Origin of the sequence: Stutzerimonas stutzeri, from assembly GCF_002890915.1 — a bacterium.
Taxonomy (GTDB): Bacteria; Pseudomonadota; Gammaproteobacteria; order Pseudomonadales; family Pseudomonadaceae; genus Stutzerimonas; species Stutzerimonas stutzeri_AF.
Genome location: NZ_POUT01000002.1, coordinates 116,685 through 135,494 on the forward strand (window position 1 = coordinate 116,685; position 18,810 = coordinate 135,494).

Here is an 18,810-nt window from a genome sequence, read left to right on the forward strand (position 1 = left end):
GTCGCGGTTCGCAACGGAACGGCAGAGGCTCTAGGCCGGAGGATCGAATGGGCGCGCTTTACATGATCGTCGGCACCCTGGTTGCACTCGGGGTGCTGGTCACTTTCCACGAGTTCGGCCACTTCTGGGTGGCGCGGCGCTGCGGCGTGAAGGTGCTGCGCTTCTCGGTCGGCTTCGGCAGCCCGCTGGTGCGCTGGCATGATCGCCACGGCACCGAGTTCGTGATCGCGGCGATCCCCCTGGGGGGCTACGTGAAGATGCTCGACGAGCGCGAGGGCGAGGTGCCCCCTGCGTTGCTCGACAGTGCGTTCAATCGCAAGAGCGTACGCCAGCGCTTCGCCATCGTCTCGGCCGGGCCATTGGCCAATTTCCTGCTCGCCCTGGTGTTCTTCTGGCTGCTGGCGATGCTCGGCAGCGAGCAGGTGCGCCCGGTCGTCGGTGCGGTGGAATCCGGCAGCCTCGCCGCGCAGGCCGGGCTGGTCGCCGAGCAGGAGATCGTCGCGGTCAACGGCAAGCCGGTCAACGGCTGGTCCGACGTCAACCTGCAACTGGTCCGGCGCCTCGGTGAAAGTGGCAGCCTCGACCTGGCGGTGCGCGAGCTCGATGGTTCCGCTGAGCGGCACCTGCAGATTCCGCTACGGAACTGGTTGAAGGGTGTCGAGGAGCCCGATCCGATCACCTCGCTGGGCATTCGTCCGTGGCGGCCGCAGATCGCGCCGGTCATCGCACAGCTCGATCCGGAAGGCCCCGCGCAGGCGGCCGGGATTCGCCTCGGCGATCGCCTGCTCGACCTGAACGGGCAGCCGCTGGAGGATTGGCAGCAGGTCATCGATGTGGTGAAGCAGCTGCCGGGGCAGCCGGCCGCGCTGACGATCGAGCGCGACAGCCAGCGCCTGGAGCTGTCCCTGACCCTCGCTTCGCGCGGAGAGGGCGAGGCCCGCCGTGGTTATCTGGGGGCGGGGGTCGCAGCGGGCGAATGGCCGGCGCAGATGCTGCGCAAGGTCAGTTTCGGGCCGCTCGATGCGGTCCTGGAAGGGGGCAGGCGCACCTGGAGCATGAGCCTCCTGACCCTGGATTCCCTGAAGAAAATGCTCTTCGGGGAGCTCTCGGTAAAAAACTTGAGCGGCCCGATAACCATTGCTAAAGTGGCGGGCGCTTCTGCCCAGTCCGGGGTCGGGGACTTCCTGAATTTCCTCGCCTACCTGAGCATAAGCTTGGGGGTTCTCAATTTACTGCCTATCCCGGTGCTTGATGGGGGGCACCTGCTCTTCTATCTGGTCGAGTGGGTCCGCGGGCGCCCTCTGTCGGAGAGGGTTCAAGGGTGGGGAGTGCAGATCGGCATCAGCCTGGTAGTAGGGGTGATGCTGCTTGCGCTGGTCAATGATCTTGGCCGCCTGTAACACTGAATCCGTAGTGTCGCCGCTCCAGGCGCCGGCTCATTTATCAGGTTTGAACAAGAAAGGACTTCATGAAACGTCTGCTGCTACCTGCGGTTATTTCCGCATTGATGATTGCCGAAGTTCACGCTGAGTCCTTCACTATTTCCGACATTCGGGTCAACGGGTTGCAGCGGGTCTCCGCCGGCAGCGTATTCGGCGCATTGCCGCTGAATGTCGGCGAGTCGGCCGATGACAACCGTCTGGTCGATGCCACGCGCGCGCTGTTCAAAACCGGTTTCTTCCAGGACATCCAGCTTGGCCGCGACGGCAACGTGCTGGTCATCAGTGTGGTCGAGCGTCCTTCGATTTCGGCGATCGAAATCGAGGGCAACAAGGCGATCAAGACCGAGGACCTGCTGTCCGGTCTGCAGCAGTCCGGCCTGGCCGAAGGCGAAATCTTCCAGCGCGCCACGCTCGAAGGCGTGCGCAACGAACTGCAGCGCCAGTACGTGGCCCAGGGGCGCTACTCCGCCACCATCGAAACCGAGGTGGTTCCGCAGCCGCGCAACCGGGTGGCGCTGAAGATCAAGATCAACGAGGGCTCGGTCGCCGCCATCAAGCACATCAACGTGGTGGGCAATACGGTGTTCCCGGACGAGGATCTGGTCGACCTGTTCGAGCTCAAGACCACCAACTGGCTTTCCTTCTTCCGCAACGACGACAAGTACGCGCGCGAGAAGCTCTCCGGTGACCTCGAGCGTCTGCGCTCCTATTACCTGGACCGCGGCTACATCAACATGGATATCACCTCGACCCAGGTATCCATCACGCCGGACAAGAAAGACGTCTATGTGACCGTCAACATCGACGAAGGCGAGCGCTACACCGTTCGCGACGTCAAGCTCAGTGGTGACCTCAAGGTCCCGCAGGAAGAGATCGAGGCGCTGCTGCTGGCCAAGCAAGGGCAGGTCTTCTCGCGCAAGGTGATGACCACCACCTCCGAGCTGATCACCCGCCGCCTGGGCAACGAGGGCTACACCTTCGCCAACGTCAACGGCGTGCCCGAGGCCCACGACGAGGACAACACGGTATCCATCACCTTCGTGGTGGACCCGGGCAAGCGTGCCTACGTCAACCGCATCAACTTCCGCGGCAACACCAAGACCGAAGACGAAGTGCTGCGCCGCGAGATGCGCCAGATGGAAGGCGGCTGGGCCTCGACCTACCTGATCGACCAATCCAAGGTCCGCCTCGAACGCCTCGGCTTCTTCAAGGAAGTCAACGTCGAGACGCCGCAGGTACCGGGCACCGACGACCAGATCGACGTCAACTACAGCGTCGAGGAGCAGCCCTCCGGTTCGATCATGGCGAGCATCGGCTTCGCCCAGAACGCCGGCCTCATCCTCGGTGGTTCGATCAGCCAGAACAACTTCCTCGGCACCGGTAACCGGGTATCGCTCGGCCTGACCCGCAGCGAATACCAGTCGCGCTACAACTTCGGCTTCGTCGACCCCTACTGGACCGAAGACGGCGTCAGCCTCGGCTACAACGCCTTCTACCGCACCACCGACTACGACGAACTGGACTACGACGTGTCCAGCTATTCGGTGGACAGCCTGGGCGCGGGCGTGAACATCGGCTATCCGATCAGCGAGACCTCGCGCCTGTCGTTCGGCCTGTCGATCCAGCAGGACGACCTGGATACCGGTCGCTACACCGTCGACGAGATCTTCGATTTCATGGAAGAGGAGGGCGACAGCTTCCTCAACTTCAAGGCCTCGGTGGGCTGGTCGGAATCGACCCTGAACCGCGGCGTGCTGGCCACCCGCGGCCACTCGCAGAGTCTGGTCCTCGAAACCACCATCCCGGGCAGCGACCTGTCGTTCTACAAGCTCGACTACAACGGCCAGTTGTTCGTGCCGATGAGCAAGGACTACACCCTGCGCATGCATACCCGCCTGGGCTACGGCGACGCCTACGGCTCGACTTCGCGCCTGCCGTTCTACGAGCATTACTACGCCGGTGGTTTCAACTCGGTGCGTGGCTTCGAGGACAGCAGCCTCGGCCCGCGCAGTACGCCGAGCGACGGAACGCGGCCGGGAACCATCGCCGATCCGGATCAGGATCCGCTGCCGTTCGGTGGCAACGTGCTGATCCAGGGGGGCCTGGAAGTGCTGTTCCCGATGCCGTTCGTCAAGGACCAGCGCTCGTTGCGCACCTCCTTGTTCTGGGATGTTGGTAATGTATTCGACACCAACTGCCCGTCCGGCTCGGAGAACTGCAGCGACATCGACTTCGGCGACATGGCCAGTTCGGTCGGTGTCGGCTTGACCTGGATCACCGCCATGGGCCCGCTGAGCTTCAGCCTGGCGATGCCGGTGGTCAAGCCGGACGATGCCGATACCCAGGTCTTCCAGTTCTCGCTGGGACAAACATTCTAACGCTGCAGCGTCATGCTGCAGTGCTTTCTTTCAGGAGTGGTGTATACCGTGCGTAAGTTGACTCAACTGTTCCTCGTCGTTGCCGCACTGGTGGCGACCCCCGCGTTCGCCGAGATGAAGATCGCGGTCATGAACTACCAGATGGCACTGCTCGAATCCGATGCCGCCAAGCGCTATGCGGTGGATGCCGAGAAGAAGTTCGGCCCCCAGCTGACCAAGCTCAAGACGCTGGAAAGCGATGCCAAGCGCATCCAGGACCGCCTGGTCAAGGATGGCGACAAGATGCAGCAGGCCGAACGCGAGCGCCTCGAACTCGAATTCAAGCAGAAGGCGCGTGACTTCCAGTTCCAGTCCAAGGAGCTGAACGAGGCCAAGGCCGTCGCCGACCGGGACATGCTCAAGCAGCTCAAGCCCAAGCTGGACCAGGCGGTGGAAGAGGTCATCAAGAAAGGCAACTATGATCTGGTGCTCGAGCGCGGTGCCGTGGTCGATGTCAAGCCGCAGTACGACATCACCCGCCAAGTCATCGAGCGCATGAACCAGCTGCGCTGATATGTCCGGCGCAGTCCTTACGCTTGGCCAACTGGCCGAAGAGCTGGGAGGCAGCCTGCGCGGCAATGCCGCCCAGCCCATCGACGGGCTCGCGACCTTGCAGGAAGCCGGCCCTACCCAACTGAGCTTCCTTGCCAATAGCCAGTATCGCAAGTACCTCGCGACCAGCCGGGCGGCTGCGGTGCTGTTGTCGCCTGCCGATGCACAGGGCCACGAGGGCGCGGCGATCATCGTGGACGATCCTTACCTCGCCTACGCCCATGCCTCGCACCTGTTCGAGACCCGTCCCGCGGCATCCAGCGGGATTCATCCCACCGCGGTGGTAGCGGCCGACGCGGAGGTTCATCCTTCGGCCAGTATCGGCGCCTACGCGGTCATCGAGTCGGGCGCGAGCATCGGCGCGGACGTGGTGGTCGGCGCACAGTCGTTCATCGGTGCGCGCAGCCGGATCGGCGAGGGCGGGCGGCTGGCGCCGCGGGTCACGCTTTATCACGATGTGGTGATCGGCAAGCGCGTGGTCATCCAGTCGGGTGCGGTGATCGGCGGTGAGGGCTTCGGCTTCGCCAAGGAAAAGGGCGCGTGGCAGAAAATCGCCCAGATCGGCGGCGTCCGGATCGGTGACGATGTCGAGATCGGCTCCAATACCACGATCGACCGCGGCGCATTGTCCGATACCCTGATCGGCAACGGCGTCAAGCTGGACAACCAGATCATGATCGCGCACAACGTGCAGGTCGGCGATAACACCGCGATGGCGGGTTGTGTGGGGATTTCGGGCAGCACCAAGATCGGACGCAACTGCATGATCGCGGGCGGGGTCGGCATGGTGGGTCACATCGAGGTCTGCGACAACGTATTCGTCACCGGGATGACCATGGTCACGCGTTCCATCAGTGAGCCAGGCAGCTATTCCTCGGGGACCGCGATGCAGAATGCCGCCGATTGGAGAAAAAGCGCCGCGCGCATTCGCCAGCTGGATGACATGGCTCGGCGGCTGCAGCAGCTGGAAAAAAGCCTGGCTGCCGTGACCCAGGCCCAGAATCCGGCTTCTGATGCCTGAACTCACCGTCTGATCCGGTTTTTTCGGGGTAATGCCTGGCGATGTTGGCGCAAGCTCTGGCGCAGGCAGCCCTATACTTTTTTACAGGCTCTTTCCTGACATGATGGATATCAACGAGATTCGCGAATACCTGCCTCACCGCTACCCGTTCCTGCTGGTCGACCGGGTGGTCGAGCTGGATACCGAGGCCAAGCGCATTCGCGCCTACAAGAACGTAACCATCAATGAGCCGTTCTTCAACGGACACTTCCCGCAGCACCCGATCATGCCGGGCGTGCTGATCATCGAGGCGATGGCCCAGGCGGCCGGCTTGCTCGGATTCAAGATGATGGGCGTCCGGCCTTCCGATGGCACCCTGTATTACTTCGTCGGCTCCGACAAGCTGCGCTTCCGCCAGCCGGTGCGCCCTGGTGACCAGTTGGTGCTCGAGGCGACCTTCCTCAGTGTCAAGCGCGGCATCTGGAAATTCGATTGCCGGGCCAGCGTCGATGGCAAGCCGGTCTGCTCGGGCGAAATCATCTGCGCGGAACAGGAAATATGAGTTTGATCGACCCTCGCGCCATCATCGATCCTGCGGCCCGGCTGGCGGATGACGTCCAGGTCGGGCCCTGGTCGATCATCGGGCCGGATGTCGAAATTGGCGAGGGAACGGTGATCGCCTCCCACGTGATCATCAAGGGGCCGACCCGCATCGGCCGGCACAATCGCATCTATCAGTTTTCTTCGGTCGGTGAAGACACCCCTGACCTTAAATACAAGGGCGAACCGACGCGGCTGGTGATCGGCGATCACAACGTGATCCGCGAGGGCGTCACCATCCATCGCGGCACGATCCAGGATCGTTCCGAAACCACCATCGGTAATCACAACCTGATCATGGCCTATGCGCACATCGGCCATGACAGCGTGATCGCCGACCATTGCATCCTGGTCAACAACACCGCGCTGGCCGGGCATGTGCACGTTGGCAACTGGGCGATCCTGTCCGGCTACACGCTGGTGCACCAGTTCTGCCATATCGGCGCCCACAGCTTCTCTGGCATGGGCACCGCCATCGGCAAGGACGTGCCGGCGTTCGTGACGGTCTTCGGCAACCCGGCGGAAGCGCGCAGCATGAATTTCGAAGGCATGCGCCGACGGGGTTTCAGCAATGAAGCCGTGCATGCCTTGCGCAATGCCTATAAAACCGTCTACCGCAAGGGTTTGACAGTGGAAGCAGCGCTCGCCGAACTGGCCGAGAGCGCGCAGCTATTCCCCGAGGTCGCGCTGTTCCGCGATTCCATCCAGGCCTCCACCCGTGGCATCACCCGCTGAGATGAGCCGGCCGCTCAGGGTCGCGCTGGTTGCCGGCGAGTCCTCCGGCGACATCCTCGGCGCCGGGCTCATGCAGGCGCTCAAGGCCCTGCATGGCAACGTCGAGTTCATTGGCGTCGGCGGCTCGCGCATGCAGGCCGAGGGGCTGGTGTCCTATTTTCCGCTCGAGCGCCTGGCGGTGATGGGGCTGGTCGAGGTGCTCGGCCGACTGCCCGAGCTGCTGGCCCGGCGCAGAAGGCTGGTGGAAACGCTGGTTGAGGTCCGCCCGGACGTCTTCATCGGCATCGATGCGCCGGATTTCAACCTGGGCCTGGAGCTCAAGCTGAGGCGCGCCGGCATCAAGACCGTGCACTATGTCAGCCCTTCGGTCTGGGCCTGGCGGCAGAAACGGGTACTGAAGATCCGCGAAGCCTGCGACCTGATGCTCACACTGTTTCCCTTCGAGGCGAAGTTCTACGATGCCCATCAGGTGCCGGTGCGCTTCGTCGGGCATCCGCTGGCCGATGCCATTCCGCTGTGCGCCGATCGTGCGGCAGCCCGCGGGGCGCTCGGCCTGCCGCAGGAAGGGCTGGTCGTGGCGCTGATGCCCGGCAGCCGTGGCGGGGAAGTGGCGCGCCTGGGCGAGCTGTTCCTCAGTGCCGCCGAGCGACTACGGGCCATGCGCCCCGGTATCCGCTTCGTGATGCCCTGCGCCAGTCCCGAGCGGCGGTTGCAGCTGGAGCAGATGCTGGCGACGCGGGACCTGCCGCTGACCCTGCTCGACGGCCGTTCCCATGAGGCGCTGGCCGCCTGCGACGCGGTGCTGATCGCTTCCGGCACGGCAACGCTGGAGGCGCTGCTGTTCAAGCGGCCGATGGTGGTGGCCTACAGCGTGGCGCCGCTGACCTACCGCATTCTCCGGCGCCTGGTGAAGAGCCCCTACGTGGCGCTGCCCAACCTGCTGGCGCAGCGCCTGTTGGTCCCCGAGCTGCTGCAGGATGCGGCGACGCCGGAGGCGCTGGCCCAGGCGCTGTCACCGTTGCTGGATGGTGGCGAGGTCCAGACCGAGGGCTTCGACAGCATCCATCGCACCTTGCGTTGCGATGCCTCGAGCCAGGCGGCCGATGCCGTGCTGCGCCTGGTGGGAGTCCGCTGATGCAGTTCGGGCTCGATTTCAACCTGGTCGAGGAGCTCGTGGCGGGCGTCGACGAGGTCGGCCGTGGGCCGCTCTGCGGGCCGGTGGTCACCGCGGCGGTGATCCTCGATCCGGCACGGCCGATCATCGGCCTGAACGATTCGAAGAAACTCAGCGAAGCGCGCCGTGAAGCGCTGTTCGACGAGATCTGCGAGAAGGCGCTGGCCTGGTGCGTGGCGCGTGCCGAGGTGGAAGAGATCGATCGGCTGAACATCCTGCATGCGACCATGCTGGCGATGCAGCGCGCGGTGGAGGGGTTGAGCGTCACCCCGCGGCTGGCGCTGATCGACGGCAACCGCTGCCCCCGCCTGAACGTCCCCAGCGCGCCGGTGATCCAGGGCGACGGCCAGGTTCCGGCCATCGCCGCGGCCTCGATCCTGGCGAAGGTCAGCCGCGACCGCGAGATGCAGGCGCTGGATCTCTGCTATCCCGGCTATGGCCTGGCCGGGCACAAGGGCTACCCGACGCCCAGCCATCTCGAGGCGCTGCGCCAGCTGGGGCCGACGCCGATCCACCGACGTTCCTTTGCGCCGGTACGGGAGCTGCTCGAACGAGCCGCCGCGGAGGCGAGCCTGCCGGGTAATGTCCTGCTCGTTGATCCATCTCCTCTAGCTTGAGGCTCTGAGCGGCCGCGCCGGGTTCCGTGCGCCGGCTTCTCCCCCAGGCCGTCGCCGCTTTCCGGTACAATCCCGCGCTTGTCGTTTTTCCACTCCAGGGGCCGTCCATGCCTGTTTCATTCGTCCATCTCCGTCTGCACACCGAGTACTCGCTGGTCGATGGGCTGGTGCGGGTCAAGCCGCTGATCAAGGCGGTGGCGGCGGGCGGGATGCCGGCGGTGGCGGTGACCGACATGAGCAACATGTGCTCGCTGGTGAAGTTCTACAAGGCGGCGCAGGGGGCCGGGATCAAGCCGATCTGCGGCGCCGATATCTGGCTGGCCGGCTGCGACGAGGACGGTCCGCTCAGCCGCCTGACCCTGCTGGCGATGAATGCCACGGGCTACCGCAACCTCACCGAACTGGTTTCCCGCGGTTGGACCGAAGGCCAGCGCAATGACCTGGTGATCATCGAGCGCGACTGGGTGAAGCAGGCCGCCGAAGGGCTGATCGCCCTGTCCGGCGCCAAGGAAGGGGAGATCGGCCAGGCGCTGCTCAACGGCGACGAAGCCCTGGCCGACGTCCGTCTGGCCGAATGGCGGGAAGTGTTTCCGGATCGCTTCTATCTCGAGGTGCAACGCACCAGCCGGGTCCACGACGAGGAGCATCTGCACGCCGCGGTCGCCCTCGCCGCGCGCAGCGGCACGCCACTGGTGGCGACCAACGACGTGCGCTTCCTCAAGCAGGAGGATTTCGAGGCCCACGAGACGCGCGTGTGCATCGGCGAGGGGCGCACCCTGGACGATCCGCGCCGGCCGCGCAGCTACTCCGACCAGCAGTACCTGAAGACGCCCGAGGAGATGGCCGAGCTGTTCGCCGACCTGCCCGAGGCGCTGGAAAACACCGTCGAGATCGCCAGGCGCTGCAACATCGAGGTGCAGCTGGGCACCTACTTCCTGCCGAACTTCCCCGTGCCAGAAGGCATGACCATCGATGACTACCTGCGCCAGGTGTCGTACGAAGGCCTGGAGGAGCGCCTGGAAGTGTTGCTGCCCAAGGACACGCCCGACTACGAGGCGAAGAAGCAGGTCTACATCGACCGCCTCGAGTTCGAGCTGGGCACCATTATCCAGATGGGCTTTCCCGGTTACTTCCTGATCGTGATGGACTTCATCAAGTGGGCCAAGAACAACGGCGTGCCGGTCGGCCCCGGCCGGGGTTCGGGTGCCGGTTCGCTGGTGGCCTACGTGCTGAAGATCACCGACCTCGATCCGCTGGCCTACGACCTGCTGTTCGAACGCTTCCTCAACCCCGAGCGGATTTCCATGCCCGACTTCGACGTCGACTTCTGCATGGACGGCCGCGACCGGGTGATCGACTACGTGGCCGAGGCCTACGGGCGCAACGCGGTGAGCCAGATCATCACCTTCGGCTCGATGGCGGCCAAGGCGGTGGTGCGCGACGTGGCGCGGGTGCAGGGCAAGTCCTACGGCCTGGCCGACCGGCTGTCGAAGATGATCCCCTTTGAAGTCGGCATGACCCTGGACAAGGCCTACGAGATGGAGGAGCCGCTGCGCGACTTCCTCGCCGTCGACGAGGACGCCAAGGAAATCTGGGACATGGCGCTCAAGCTCGAAGGCATCACCCGCGGCACCGGCAAGCATGCCGGCGGCGTGGTGATCGCGCCGACCAAGCTGACCGACTTCGCGCCGATCGCCTGCGACGAGGAAGGCGGGGGCCTGGTGACCCAGTTCGACAAGGACGACGTCGAGCAGGCCGGCCTGGTGAAGTTCGACTTCCTCGGCCTGCGTACCCTGACCATCATCAAGTGGGCGCTGGAGACCATCCATCGCGTCCAGAAGCGCGACGGTGCCTCGGATGAGGAACTGGTCAACATCGACTTCATCCCGCTGGACGACAAACCGACCTATCAGCTGCTGCAGAAGGCCGAGACCACGGCGGTGTTCCAGCTCGAATCGCGCGGCATGAAGGAGCTGATCAAGAAGCTCAAGCCGGACTGCCTGGAAGACCTCATCGCACTGGTGGCACTGTTCCGTCCCGGCCCGCTGCAGTCGGGCATGGTGGACGACTTCATCAACCGCAAGCACGGCCGGGCCGAGGTCTCCTACCCGCACCCGGACTACCAGTACGCGGGCCTCGAGCCGGTGCTCAAGCCCACCTACGGCATCATCCTGTACCAGGAACAGGTGATGCAGATCGCCCAGGTCATGGCCGGCTACACCCTCGGCGGCGCGGACATGCTGCGTCGTGCCATGGGCAAGAAGAAGCCCGAGGAGATGGCCAAGCAACGCGGTGGCTTCATCGAAGGCTGCGCCAACAACGGCATCGATGCCGACCTGGCGGGCAACATCTTCGACCTGGTGGAGAAATTCGCCGGCTACGGCTTCAACAAGTCGCACTCGGCGGCCTACGGCCTGGTCTCCTACCAGACCGCCTGGCTCAAGGCGCACTACCCGGCGCCGTTCATGGCCGCGGTGCTCTCGGCGGATATGCACAACACCGACAAGGTGGTGATCCTCATCGAGGAGTGCCGCAGCATGAAGCTGCGCATCGATCCGCCGGACGTGAACGTCTCCGAGTTCAAGTTCACCGTCAACGACGACGGCCGCATCGTCTACGGCCTGGGCGCGGTCAAGGGCGTCGGCGAAGGGCCGGTCGAAGCCATCGCCGAATGCCGTGCCGAGGGTGGGCCGTTCAAGGACTTGTTCGACTTCTGCGCGCGGATCGACCTCAAGCGCATCAACAAGCGCACCCTCGAGGCGCTGATCCGCTCCGGCGCGCTGGACCGCCTGGGCCCGTACTTCCATGAGGAAGCCAAGGCCTACCAGGCCAACATCGACCGCAACCGCGCGGTGCTGCTGGCGGCCATGGAGGAGGCGGTACAGGCCGCCGAACAGACCGCGCGCAGCGAGGAAAGCGGCCATATGGATCTGTTCGGCGGACTCTTCGCCGAGCCCGAGGCGGATGTCTACGCCAACAACCACCGCAAGGCCCGCGAGCTGTCGATCAAGGAGCGCCTCAAGGGCGAGAAGGACACCCTCGGCCTGTACCTGACCGGCCACCCGATCGACGAGTACGAGGGCGAGGTGCGGCGCTTCGCTCGCCAGCGCATCATCGACCTGCGTCCGGCCCGCGGCGAGCAGACCGTGGCCGGGTTGATCGTCAACCTGCGGGTGATGAAGAACAAGAAGGGCGACAAGATGGGCTTCATCACCCTCGACGACCGCTCCGGGCGCATCGAGGCCTCGCTGTTCGCCGAGGCCTTCGCCAGTGCTCAGGCGCTGCTGCAGACCGATGCCCTGGTGGTGGTCGAGGGCGAGGTCAGCAACGACGACTTCTCCGGCGGCCTGCGCCTGCGCGCCAAGCGCGTGATGAGCCTGGAAGAGGCGCGTACCGGGCTGGCCGAAAGCCTGCGGGTGAAGGTCGTCAGCGAGGCGCTCAAGGGCGATCGCATGCGCTGGCTGGCCGATGTCTGCGGCCGCCACCGCGGCGCCTGCCCGATCACCCTGGAGTACACCGGCGCCGATGCGCGGGCCTTGCTGCAGTTCGGCGAGAGCTGGCGAATCGACCCGGCCGACAACTTGATTCAGGCATTGCGTGACCAGTTCGGGCGCGACAACGTCTTCCTGCAATACCGCTAGAGGGTCTGGCTTGGAAAATCCGCTGGATGAGCGCTTTCCGAGCCCGCCCCGAACGGCCCGGTGTTGACCGGGTCATGGTTCAGAACAATTTTTGTTCGACCTGAATGCGCCGCTCCCGTAAGGTAAGGCGCAAAAAACGGAACAGCCTCCCGGCCGCCTGGCCGTCGACGCATGACGGATGCCTATGAACCCGAATTTCCTGGATTTCGAACAGCCGATCGCCGACCTGCAAGCCAAGATCGAAGAATTGCGCCTGGTCGGTAACGACAACTCGCTGAACATCGGCGATGAGATTGCCCGCCTGCAGGACAAGAGCGAATCGCTCACCGAAAGCATCTTCGGCAATCTGACCAGCTGGCAGATCGCCCGCCTGGCGCGCCACCCACAGCGGCCCTATACCCTCGACTACATCAACCACCTGTTCACCGAGTTCGAAGAACTGCACGGTGATCGCCACTTCTCCGATGACGCCGCCATCGTCGGCGGTACTGCGCGTCTGGACGGCCAGCCGGTGATGATCATCGGCCACCAGAAGGGCCGCGAGGTGCGCGAGAAGGTACGCCGCAACTTCGGCATGCCGCGCCCCGAGGGCTACCGCAAGGCCTGCCGTCTGATGGAGATGGCCGAGCGCTTCAAGATGCCGATCCTGACCTTCATCGACACCCCCGGCGCCTACCCGGGCATCGATGCCGAGGAGCGCAACCAGAGCGAGGCCATCGCCTGGAACCTGCGCGTGATGGCGCGGCTGAAGACGCCGATTATCGCCACCGTGATCGGTGAGGGCGGTTCCGGCGGCGCGCTGGCCATCGGTGTCTGCGACCAGCTGAACATGCTGCAGTATTCCACCTACGCGGTGATCTCGCCGGAAGGCTGCGCCTCGATCCTCTGGCGCACCGCCGAGAAGGCGCCGGAAGCGGCCGAGGCCATGGGCGTCACCGCCGAGCGCCTGAAGGACCTGGGCATCGTCGACAAGGTGATCCCCGAGCCGCTGGGTGGCGCGCATCGCAATCCGGCCGTCATGGCCGCGGCCATGCGCGAGCAGCTCAACAGCCAGTTGCACATGCTGAAATCGCTGGATACCGACGCGCTGCTGGCGCGTCGCTACGAGCGCCTGATGAGCTACGGCATCGCCTGATCGCTCGCCGGGGAGCGGCAAGCGGGGCGAAACCCGCTGGTTGCCGTTCCCCGTCTGGCCGTGCCGGGCTTGCCCCGGCCCGCGCCCTTCCTCCTTTCTATTCCCGCCTCGAAAACCGTCGGCTGTCGGTCACGGCAGCGCCAGACGCAGCGCGATCATCGGCGACTGGCCGAAGCCGTGGCGCGCATAGAAGCGTTGCGCCGCCCGGTTGTCCTGGTCGGTGAGCAGGGTGATGCGCCGGCAGCCCTGCTCGCGGGCGAAATCGATGGCGTACCGCAGCAGCGCGGAGCCGATACCGTCGCCACGGTGCGCCGCATCGACCACCATGTCCTCCAGCAACGCGACCCTGGCCCCCAGCGCCGTAGAGACGCTGTAGAGCAGGCTGACCATGGCGACGATGCGCTCGTCCTGGCAGGCGACCAGCAGCTGTCCTTTTTGCGTATCGCCGACGATCGCGTGCAGGCCGCGCTGCTGGGCAGCCGGGTCCGGGGCGAACTCGGCCTCCTGCGCGAACAACTGGCCGAGCAGGCCGCAGAGCGCGGGGATGTCTTCTTCGCTCGCGCAGCGGATGCTCACTGTTTTTCGATGGTGCGTCATGCTGCCCCCAACTCCCGGGAAATCGCCTGTGCGGTGTGCTGCAACTCATGCAGAAAGCGTTCCCGGGCCTGCGGATTGTCCATGACCGCCTCGGGGCCGGAGAGGTTGATGGCCGCGACCACGTCGCCGAGGTGGTCGTGGATGCCACAGGCGATGGCGGTGGAGTAGTCGGAGCGGTGCAGCACCCAGCCGCGCGAGCGGTCCTCGTCGATGGTCTGCTGCAACTCCGGCAGGGTCTTCGGCGCCGGCGGCGGGTAGTCGTCGAGGCGTACGTGCAGGTAGAGGCTGTCCAGCGCCATCGGCGACAGGCCGGTCAGCAGGATACGCCCCATGGCGGTGCAGTGACAGGGAATGCGCGTGCCGATGGGGATGTTCACCGACAGCCGCTGGGCGGCGAAGGCGCGGTAGATGTAGAGGCTGTCGGTCTGCTCGCGGATGCTCAGGTGGCAGGACAGCGAGGTGCGGTCGCGCAGGGCATTGAGGTGGGGCTGGGCGATGTCCACCAGGTCGCGGCTGGCCAGGTAGGCGAAGCCGTCGGAGACCACCTGCGGCCCCAGTTCGTAGGTGTTCTTGGCGACCTTCCGGAGGTAGCCCATCTCGTTCAGCGTATGCACGATGCGGTAGATCGCCGACACGCTGACGCCAAGGCGTTCGGCGATCTCCTGGCTGCCGAGGGTGCGCTGGCGGGCACCGAACATCTGCAGGATGCTCAGGCCACGTTGCAGGGCGGGGACCCGGTAGTCGGTGTCGCGTTCGGATTCGGCGTCTTCGCTGCTGGCCATGTAGTTTCTCCTGTTTCGGGAGTGCTCGAAGGTTGAAGGCGGGCCTGCGGCCCGCATCGCCGCGAGGGCGCGCCTCCCACAGGGGCCGGTGTACATCGCCCACATTTGTGGATTGCCCGCCCCGGCGCGATGCTTTTCGCGCCTGCCGGCAGACCGGCTCAGAGCAGGGCGTCGATTCCCGCCGGCCGGCCGTCGAACTCGGCCATGGCGTCGAGCAGCACGTCCCAGAAATAGCTGGCCGACGCTCGGTCGCAGAGCAACTGCAGGCACGGCAGTTCGCCCTGGGACGCGTTGATGACGATGACGTTGATCCGCGCCGCCGAGGTCTGCGCCACCGAGCCGGGCGGGAAGGACTCGGCACGCAGGTCGACGCCGCAGAGCTTGGCCATCACCGCGCCGGCGTGCTCGCCGGTCAGCAGCAGCCAGGCGTGGCTGTCCTGGCGCGGCAGCAGGTAGTTGGCGCTGTCGCCGAGCTGCCAGCCGGCCTCTTCCTGCTGGATGCGGCTGCCCGCGTCGCGCAGGCTGCCGAGCAGCAGGTATTCGCTCTGCGACAGGCGTGCGACCAGACAGCCATCTTCCTGCGGCTGTGCCTGGTTCGGCCGGTCCGGCAGGTGGTAGCCCCTGGCCTGCAGGTATTCGGCCGCGGCGTTGCCGCGAAAGCCGACCCGCGCCAGGTTGCTCAGGTCGATCAGCGCGCAGCGTTGCAGCTGCGCGCCTTCGTCGCCGTCACCATAGCCGGCGACCACGGCGGCATGGCCCAACTGGCCGAGCCGCGCGTCGGCATGCCGGGGATACAGCGGGCTGCGCTCGCTGAAGTCTTGTGCTTGCAGAGTGGCCATGTTTACAGCTCCTGGCGTTGGTTGTGCGGATCGAAGAACGGCAGTTCGACCACCGTGGCCTGTACCACTTCGCCGCCCTCGACCCGAATCGGGATATGGCTGCCCGGGGTGCATTGCCCGCTGGCCGCATAGGCCAGGCCGATGATCCGGTCCAGTGTGCGCGAGTATTCGCAGGAGGTGACGCTGCCGCTGATGGCCTCGCCATCGAGCACCAGGTGGCCTTCCAGCGGTTTGCTCGTCTCCTTCGGCAGGCTGAAGCCGACCAGTTTGCGCGCGAGCGGCTGGGCTTCGAGGATCTGCACCGAGCGCTTGCCGACGAAGAACGGCTTGCGGCGGGCGATGGCCCAGCCCATGTCGATCTCTGCCGGATGGGTCATGCCGTCGGTGTCCTGGCCGATGATCACGTGGCCTTTCTCCAGGCGCAGCAGGCGCTGGCTCTCGACGCCGAAGGGGCGGATGTCGAAGGTGCGGCCGGCTTGCATCAGCGCATCCCAGAGGGCTTCGCCGTAGCGCGCCGGGACGTGGATCTCGTAGCCCAGCTCGCCGACGAAGCCGACCCGCAGCAGCCGCGCCGGGATACCGGCCACCGTGCCCTGGCGCACGCCGAGGTAGGGGAAGCCCTCGGCCGACAGGTCGACGTCGTTGCACAACGTCTGCAGCACCTTGCGCGAATCCGGCCCGGCCAGATTGACCGCGGCCAGCGCGGCGGTGACGTTGGTGACGTCCACGTCCAGGCGCCACTGCGCGTTCCACTTGAGCATCTGCTGGTAGAGGCGGTCGACCCCGCTGGTGGTGGCGGTGACGTAGAAGTGGTTCGGCGCGAAGCGCGCGCAGACGCCGTCGTCGATCACCACGCCGTGTTCGTTGGTCATCAGCGCATAGCGCGAACGGCCTTCCGGCTGCTTGGCGAAGGCGAAGGTGTAGAGGCGTTCGAGCAGCTCGGCGGCGTCCGGGCCGCGCACGTCGAGGCCGCCGAGGGTGGAAACGTCGATCAGTCCGACCTTCTGCCGCACGTGCAGCGCCTCTTCCTGCATGCAGCGCTCGCGGTCCTCGGCCGTGCCGTAGTAGGCCGGGCGCTGCCAGACGCCGGCGGGCATCATCTTCGCGCCGGCTTCCAGGTGCCGCTGGTGCATGGGCGTCTGCCGGTAGGGGTCGAAGCCGCGTCCGGCGACATGGGCGAGCTTTTCCGCGACGAATGGCGGCCGCGCGGTGGTCACCCCGGTCTCGCTGACGCTGCGGCCGGTGGCCCTGGCCACCAGGCGGGCGGTGGGCAGCGCCGAATGGCGGCCCTGGGACGGGCCCATGCCGACGGTGGAGAAGCGCTTGACCAGTTGCACGTCGCGATAACCGTGGCGGGTGGCGTTGACAATGTCGCGCACCTGCAGGTCCTCGTCGAAGTCGACGAAATCCTTGCCGTCCGGATGGGGGAAGATCGGCCAGTCGAAATTGACCCTCGGCTCGGCGGCGAAGATCGCCTCCGCGCTGCCGCCCAGGCCCAGGCGCCCGGTGGCGCCGCCAGCGGCCCGCGCGCCGTCGAGCAGTACGTTGTCCAGGGTATGCAGGCCGTTCACCGAGCCGGCGACGTCCAGCCGCTGCGGCAGGCCGCTGAGGCTGAAGGCGGCCTGGGCGTCGTCGTAGGCCAGCTTGCCGCCGGCCTGGCACAGCAACTGGTAGGCCGGCATGTAGCCGGCGGACATGCACAGCAGGTCGCAGTCGATGCGCTGGCTGTCGCTGGCGACTTGGCCTTCGCCGACGATGCTGCGCACGTCGACGCCGCTGACGTGGCGCATGCCCTTGGCGTGCAGCGCCTCGTAGACGGTATGACCCGGCAGGTGGGGAATGCCGCGGGTCTGCAGGGCGGTGACCAGCAGGCCGTCGGCGGGCGCGGCGCGCATGTCGATGACCGCGGCGACGCTCACCCCGGCCTCGTGCAGGTCGAGCGCGGCGAGGTAGCCGTCGTCGTTGCCGGTCAGTACCACCGCGCGGTTGCCCGGTTTCACCGCGTAGAGCTTCATCAGCCGCTGGGCAGCGCTGGTCAGCATGATGCCGGGCAGGTCGTTGTTGCGGAACACCACCGGCTGGTCGAAGGCACCGGCGGCGACGATGCACTCCCTGGCGCGCACCTTGTACAGCCGCGTGCCCTGGATCACCGGCAGGAAGTTGTCGGTGAACCAGGCGTTGCAGGTCGCCTCCGTGAGGAGACGAATGTTCGGGTGCCGTTCCACGGCCTCCACCAGCCGCTCGCGCAGCGCCCCGGCGCGTACGCCTTCGAGGTCGAAGCGCGCCCAGGCCAGCGCGCCGCCGAGGTAGGGCTGCTGCTCGACGAGCAGCACCTTGGCGCCGGCGTTGGCGGCATGCAGCGCGGCGCTGAGCCCGGCCGGCCCGGCGCCGACCACCGCGACGTCGACGAAGAGGAAGGCCTTGTCGTGGTATTCCGGCTGGAACTTCAGGTTCAGCACGCCGAGGCCGGCCTTCTTGCGGATGACCGGCTCCCAGACCCTCCAGATGCCCTGGGGCTTGTAGAAGGAGCGGTAGTAGAAGCCGACCGGCATGAAGCGCGAGAAATGCCCGAGCAGGGCATCGCGATCATTGTCCAGGGAGCCGGCGAAGTTCTGTCCACCGGCCTCGAGACCCTCGGCGAGCGCCTGCATGTCGGCCAGCGCATTGGGCTCGTCGGGCAACTGCACCAGGGTATTGGCGTCCTGCCCGGCCAGGGTGAGGGGCCCGCGCGGACGGTGGTACTTGAACGAGCGCGACATCAGCCAGCGGCCGTTGGCGAGCAGCGCACTGGCGATGCTGTCGCCCTGCAGGCCCTGGTAGCGCTTGCCGTCGAAAGTGAAGGCCAGCGGTCGCTCGCGGTCGACCAGCAGGCCCATGGGGGCGGGCAGGCGGTTGAAGGCGGTCATGCGACCACCTCCTGGCGCGCCGCCGGCTGGGCGAAGTCGACGCGGCGGTCGAAGAGCTCCTTCGGGTCGAAGGTGCGGATGATCTCGTCGCTGACGGTATGGCGCTCGGCGAGGAACCAGTAGCTGGAGGCGTTGTGCAGCCACCACTCGGTGACCACGCCGGCGCGGTTGTCGCAGTTGAAGACGTAATCGGCCCACTCGTCATCGCTGCAGGCCTGCGGGTCGGGCATCCGCCTGAGCTCGCCGCCGTAGGTGAATTCGCTGATGTTGCGCGGGCCGTTGAGGGGGCAGGGCATGATCTTCATGATTGACTCCTTGGCAAGCAAGGCTGGGGGTCGTTCGCGTCGTCGCGATCGCCAGCAAGCTGGCTCCT

At 65.9% G+C, this 18,810-nt stretch carries 15 protein-coding genes; 10 read left to right on the top strand and 5 right to left on the bottom strand.

All coding sequences use genetic code 11. From position 1 onward, the window contains the following. The first annotated feature begins 47 nt into the window (after positions 1–47). The 10 genes from rseP to CXK94_RS04320 all read left to right on the top strand — a co-directional run bounded on the left by rseP (position 48) and on the right by CXK94_RS04320 (position 13,313). Complete coding sequence (gene rseP / locus CXK94_RS04275) at positions 48–1,400, top strand: RIP metalloprotease RseP (protein WP_102893419.1); 1,353 nt, start codon at positions 48–50, stop codon at positions 1,398–1,400. Between the two features lie 68 nt (positions 1,401–1,468). Then, entirely contained in the window at positions 1,469–3,820 is a 2,352-nt protein-coding gene (bamA, locus tag CXK94_RS04280; protein WP_102893420.1) for an outer membrane protein assembly factor BamA, read from the top strand. A gap of 48 nt (positions 3,821–3,868) precedes the next feature. Next, positions 3,869–4,372 (top strand): OmpH family outer membrane protein, encoded by a 504-nt coding sequence (locus CXK94_RS04285; protein ID WP_037037767.1) that lies wholly within the window; start codon positions 3,869–3,871, stop codon positions 4,370–4,372. Between the two features lies 1 nt (position 4,373). Next, positions 4,374–5,432: a UDP-3-O-(3-hydroxymyristoyl)glucosamine N-acyltransferase gene (gene lpxD, locus CXK94_RS04290; RefSeq protein WP_102893421.1), complete on the top strand. Its 1,059-nt coding sequence runs from the start codon at positions 4,374–4,376 to the stop codon at positions 5,430–5,432. A 100-nt stretch (positions 5,433–5,532) separates the two neighbouring features. Continuing rightward, a complete protein-coding gene (gene fabZ, locus CXK94_RS04295; protein WP_037037726.1) occupies positions 5,533–5,973 on the top strand; it encodes a 3-hydroxyacyl-ACP dehydratase FabZ in 441 nt (146 codons plus the stop codon). Further along, positions 5,970–6,746: an acyl-ACP--UDP-N-acetylglucosamine O-acyltransferase gene (gene lpxA / locus CXK94_RS04300; protein ID WP_102893422.1), complete on the top strand. Its 777-nt coding sequence runs from the start codon at positions 5,970–5,972 to the stop codon at positions 6,744–6,746. The genes fabZ and lpxA overlap by 4 nt, the downstream gene beginning before the upstream one ends. Position 6,747: 1 nt before the next feature. Further along, positions 6,748–7,881, top strand: coding sequence for a lipid-A-disaccharide synthase (gene lpxB, locus CXK94_RS04305; RefSeq protein ID WP_102893423.1), 1,134 nt, complete (start codon positions 6,748–6,750; stop codon positions 7,879–7,881). Further along, positions 7,881–8,537: a ribonuclease HII gene (rnhB, locus tag CXK94_RS04310; RefSeq protein WP_102893424.1), complete on the top strand. Its 657-nt coding sequence runs from the start codon at positions 7,881–7,883 to the stop codon at positions 8,535–8,537. The genes lpxB and rnhB overlap by 1 nt, the downstream gene beginning before the upstream one ends. 107 nt (positions 8,538–8,644) lie before the next feature. Then, positions 8,645–12,178: a DNA polymerase III subunit alpha gene (gene dnaE / locus CXK94_RS04315; RefSeq protein ID WP_102893425.1), complete on the top strand. Its 3,534-nt coding sequence runs from the start codon at positions 8,645–8,647 to the stop codon at positions 12,176–12,178. Between the two features lie 184 nt (positions 12,179–12,362). Continuing rightward, on the top strand, positions 12,363–13,313 hold the full coding sequence (locus CXK94_RS04320; RefSeq protein WP_014819915.1) for an acetyl-CoA carboxylase carboxyltransferase subunit alpha: 951 nt from the start codon (positions 12,363–12,365) through the stop codon (positions 13,311–13,313). Positions 13,314–13,442: 129 nt separating this feature from the next. Here CXK94_RS04320 and CXK94_RS04325 read toward each other — a convergent pair whose 3' ends face one another. The 5 genes from CXK94_RS04325 to CXK94_RS04345 form a co-directional block, all read right to left on the bottom strand. Beyond that, entirely contained in the window at positions 13,443–13,889 is a 447-nt protein-coding gene (locus CXK94_RS04325; RefSeq protein WP_102893426.1) for a GNAT family N-acetyltransferase, read from the bottom strand. Positions 13,890–13,906: 17 nt separating this feature from the next. Next, positions 13,907–14,692 carry an IclR family transcriptional regulator gene (locus CXK94_RS04330; RefSeq protein ID WP_102893427.1) on the bottom strand — a complete coding sequence of 262 codons (786 nt, stop codon included), beginning with the start codon at positions 14,690–14,692 and terminating at the stop codon, positions 13,907–13,909. 158 nt (positions 14,693–14,850) lie between these two features. After that, entirely contained in the window at positions 14,851–15,531 is a 681-nt protein-coding gene (locus CXK94_RS04335; protein ID WP_102893428.1) for a sarcosine oxidase subunit gamma, read from the bottom strand. A gap of 2 nt (positions 15,532–15,533) precedes the next feature. After that, positions 15,534–18,437, bottom strand: coding sequence for an FAD-dependent oxidoreductase (locus tag CXK94_RS04340; RefSeq protein ID WP_102893429.1), 2,904 nt, complete (start codon positions 18,435–18,437; stop codon positions 15,534–15,536). After that, the gene (locus CXK94_RS04345; RefSeq protein WP_102893430.1) at positions 18,434–18,742 is read right to left on the bottom strand and encodes a sarcosine oxidase subunit delta; all 309 of its coding nucleotides are present in this window, start codon (positions 18,740–18,742) and stop codon (positions 18,434–18,436) included. Before CXK94_RS04345 ends, CXK94_RS04340 begins: the two co-directional genes overlap by 4 nt. Positions 18,743–18,810 lie beyond the last annotated feature (68 nt).

Excerpts from the sequence above, each read along its gene's own strand:
- rseP (WP_102893419.1), top strand. The coding sequence starts at position 48 with ATGGGCGCGCTTTACATGATCGTCGGCACCCTGGTTGCACTCGGGGTG.
- bamA (WP_102893420.1), top strand. The coding sequence starts at position 1,469 with ATGAAACGTCTGCTGCTACCTGCGGTTATTTCCGCATTGATGATTGCC.
- lpxD (WP_102893421.1), top strand. The coding sequence starts at position 4,374 with ATGTCCGGCGCAGTCCTTACGCTTGGCCAACTGGCCGAAGAGCTGGGA.
- fabZ (WP_037037726.1), top strand. The coding sequence starts at position 5,533 with ATGATGGATATCAACGAGATTCGCGAATACCTGCCTCACCGCTACCCG.
- lpxA (WP_102893422.1), top strand. The coding sequence starts at position 5,970 with ATGAGTTTGATCGACCCTCGCGCCATCATCGATCCTGCGGCCCGGCTG.
- lpxB (WP_102893423.1), top strand. The coding sequence starts at position 6,748 with ATGAGCCGGCCGCTCAGGGTCGCGCTGGTTGCCGGCGAGTCCTCCGGC.
- rnhB (WP_102893424.1), top strand. The coding sequence starts at position 7,881 with ATGCAGTTCGGGCTCGATTTCAACCTGGTCGAGGAGCTCGTGGCGGGC.
- dnaE (WP_102893425.1), top strand. The coding sequence starts at position 8,645 with ATGCCTGTTTCATTCGTCCATCTCCGTCTGCACACCGAGTACTCGCTG.
- CXK94_RS04320 (WP_014819915.1), top strand. The coding sequence starts at position 12,363 with ATGAACCCGAATTTCCTGGATTTCGAACAGCCGATCGCCGACCTGCAA.
- CXK94_RS04330 (WP_102893427.1), bottom strand. The coding sequence starts at position 14,692 with ATGGCCAGCAGCGAAGACGCCGAATCCGAACGCGACACCGACTACCGG.
- CXK94_RS04335 (WP_102893428.1), bottom strand. The coding sequence starts at position 15,531 with ATGGCCACTCTGCAAGCACAAGACTTCAGCGAGCGCAGCCCGCTGTAT.
- CXK94_RS04340 (WP_102893429.1), bottom strand. The coding sequence starts at position 18,437 with ATGACCGCCTTCAACCGCCTGCCCGCCCCCATGGGCCTGCTGGTCGAC.
- CXK94_RS04345 (WP_102893430.1), bottom strand. The coding sequence starts at position 18,742 with ATGAAGATCATGCCCTGCCCCCTCAACGGCCCGCGCAACATCAGCGAA.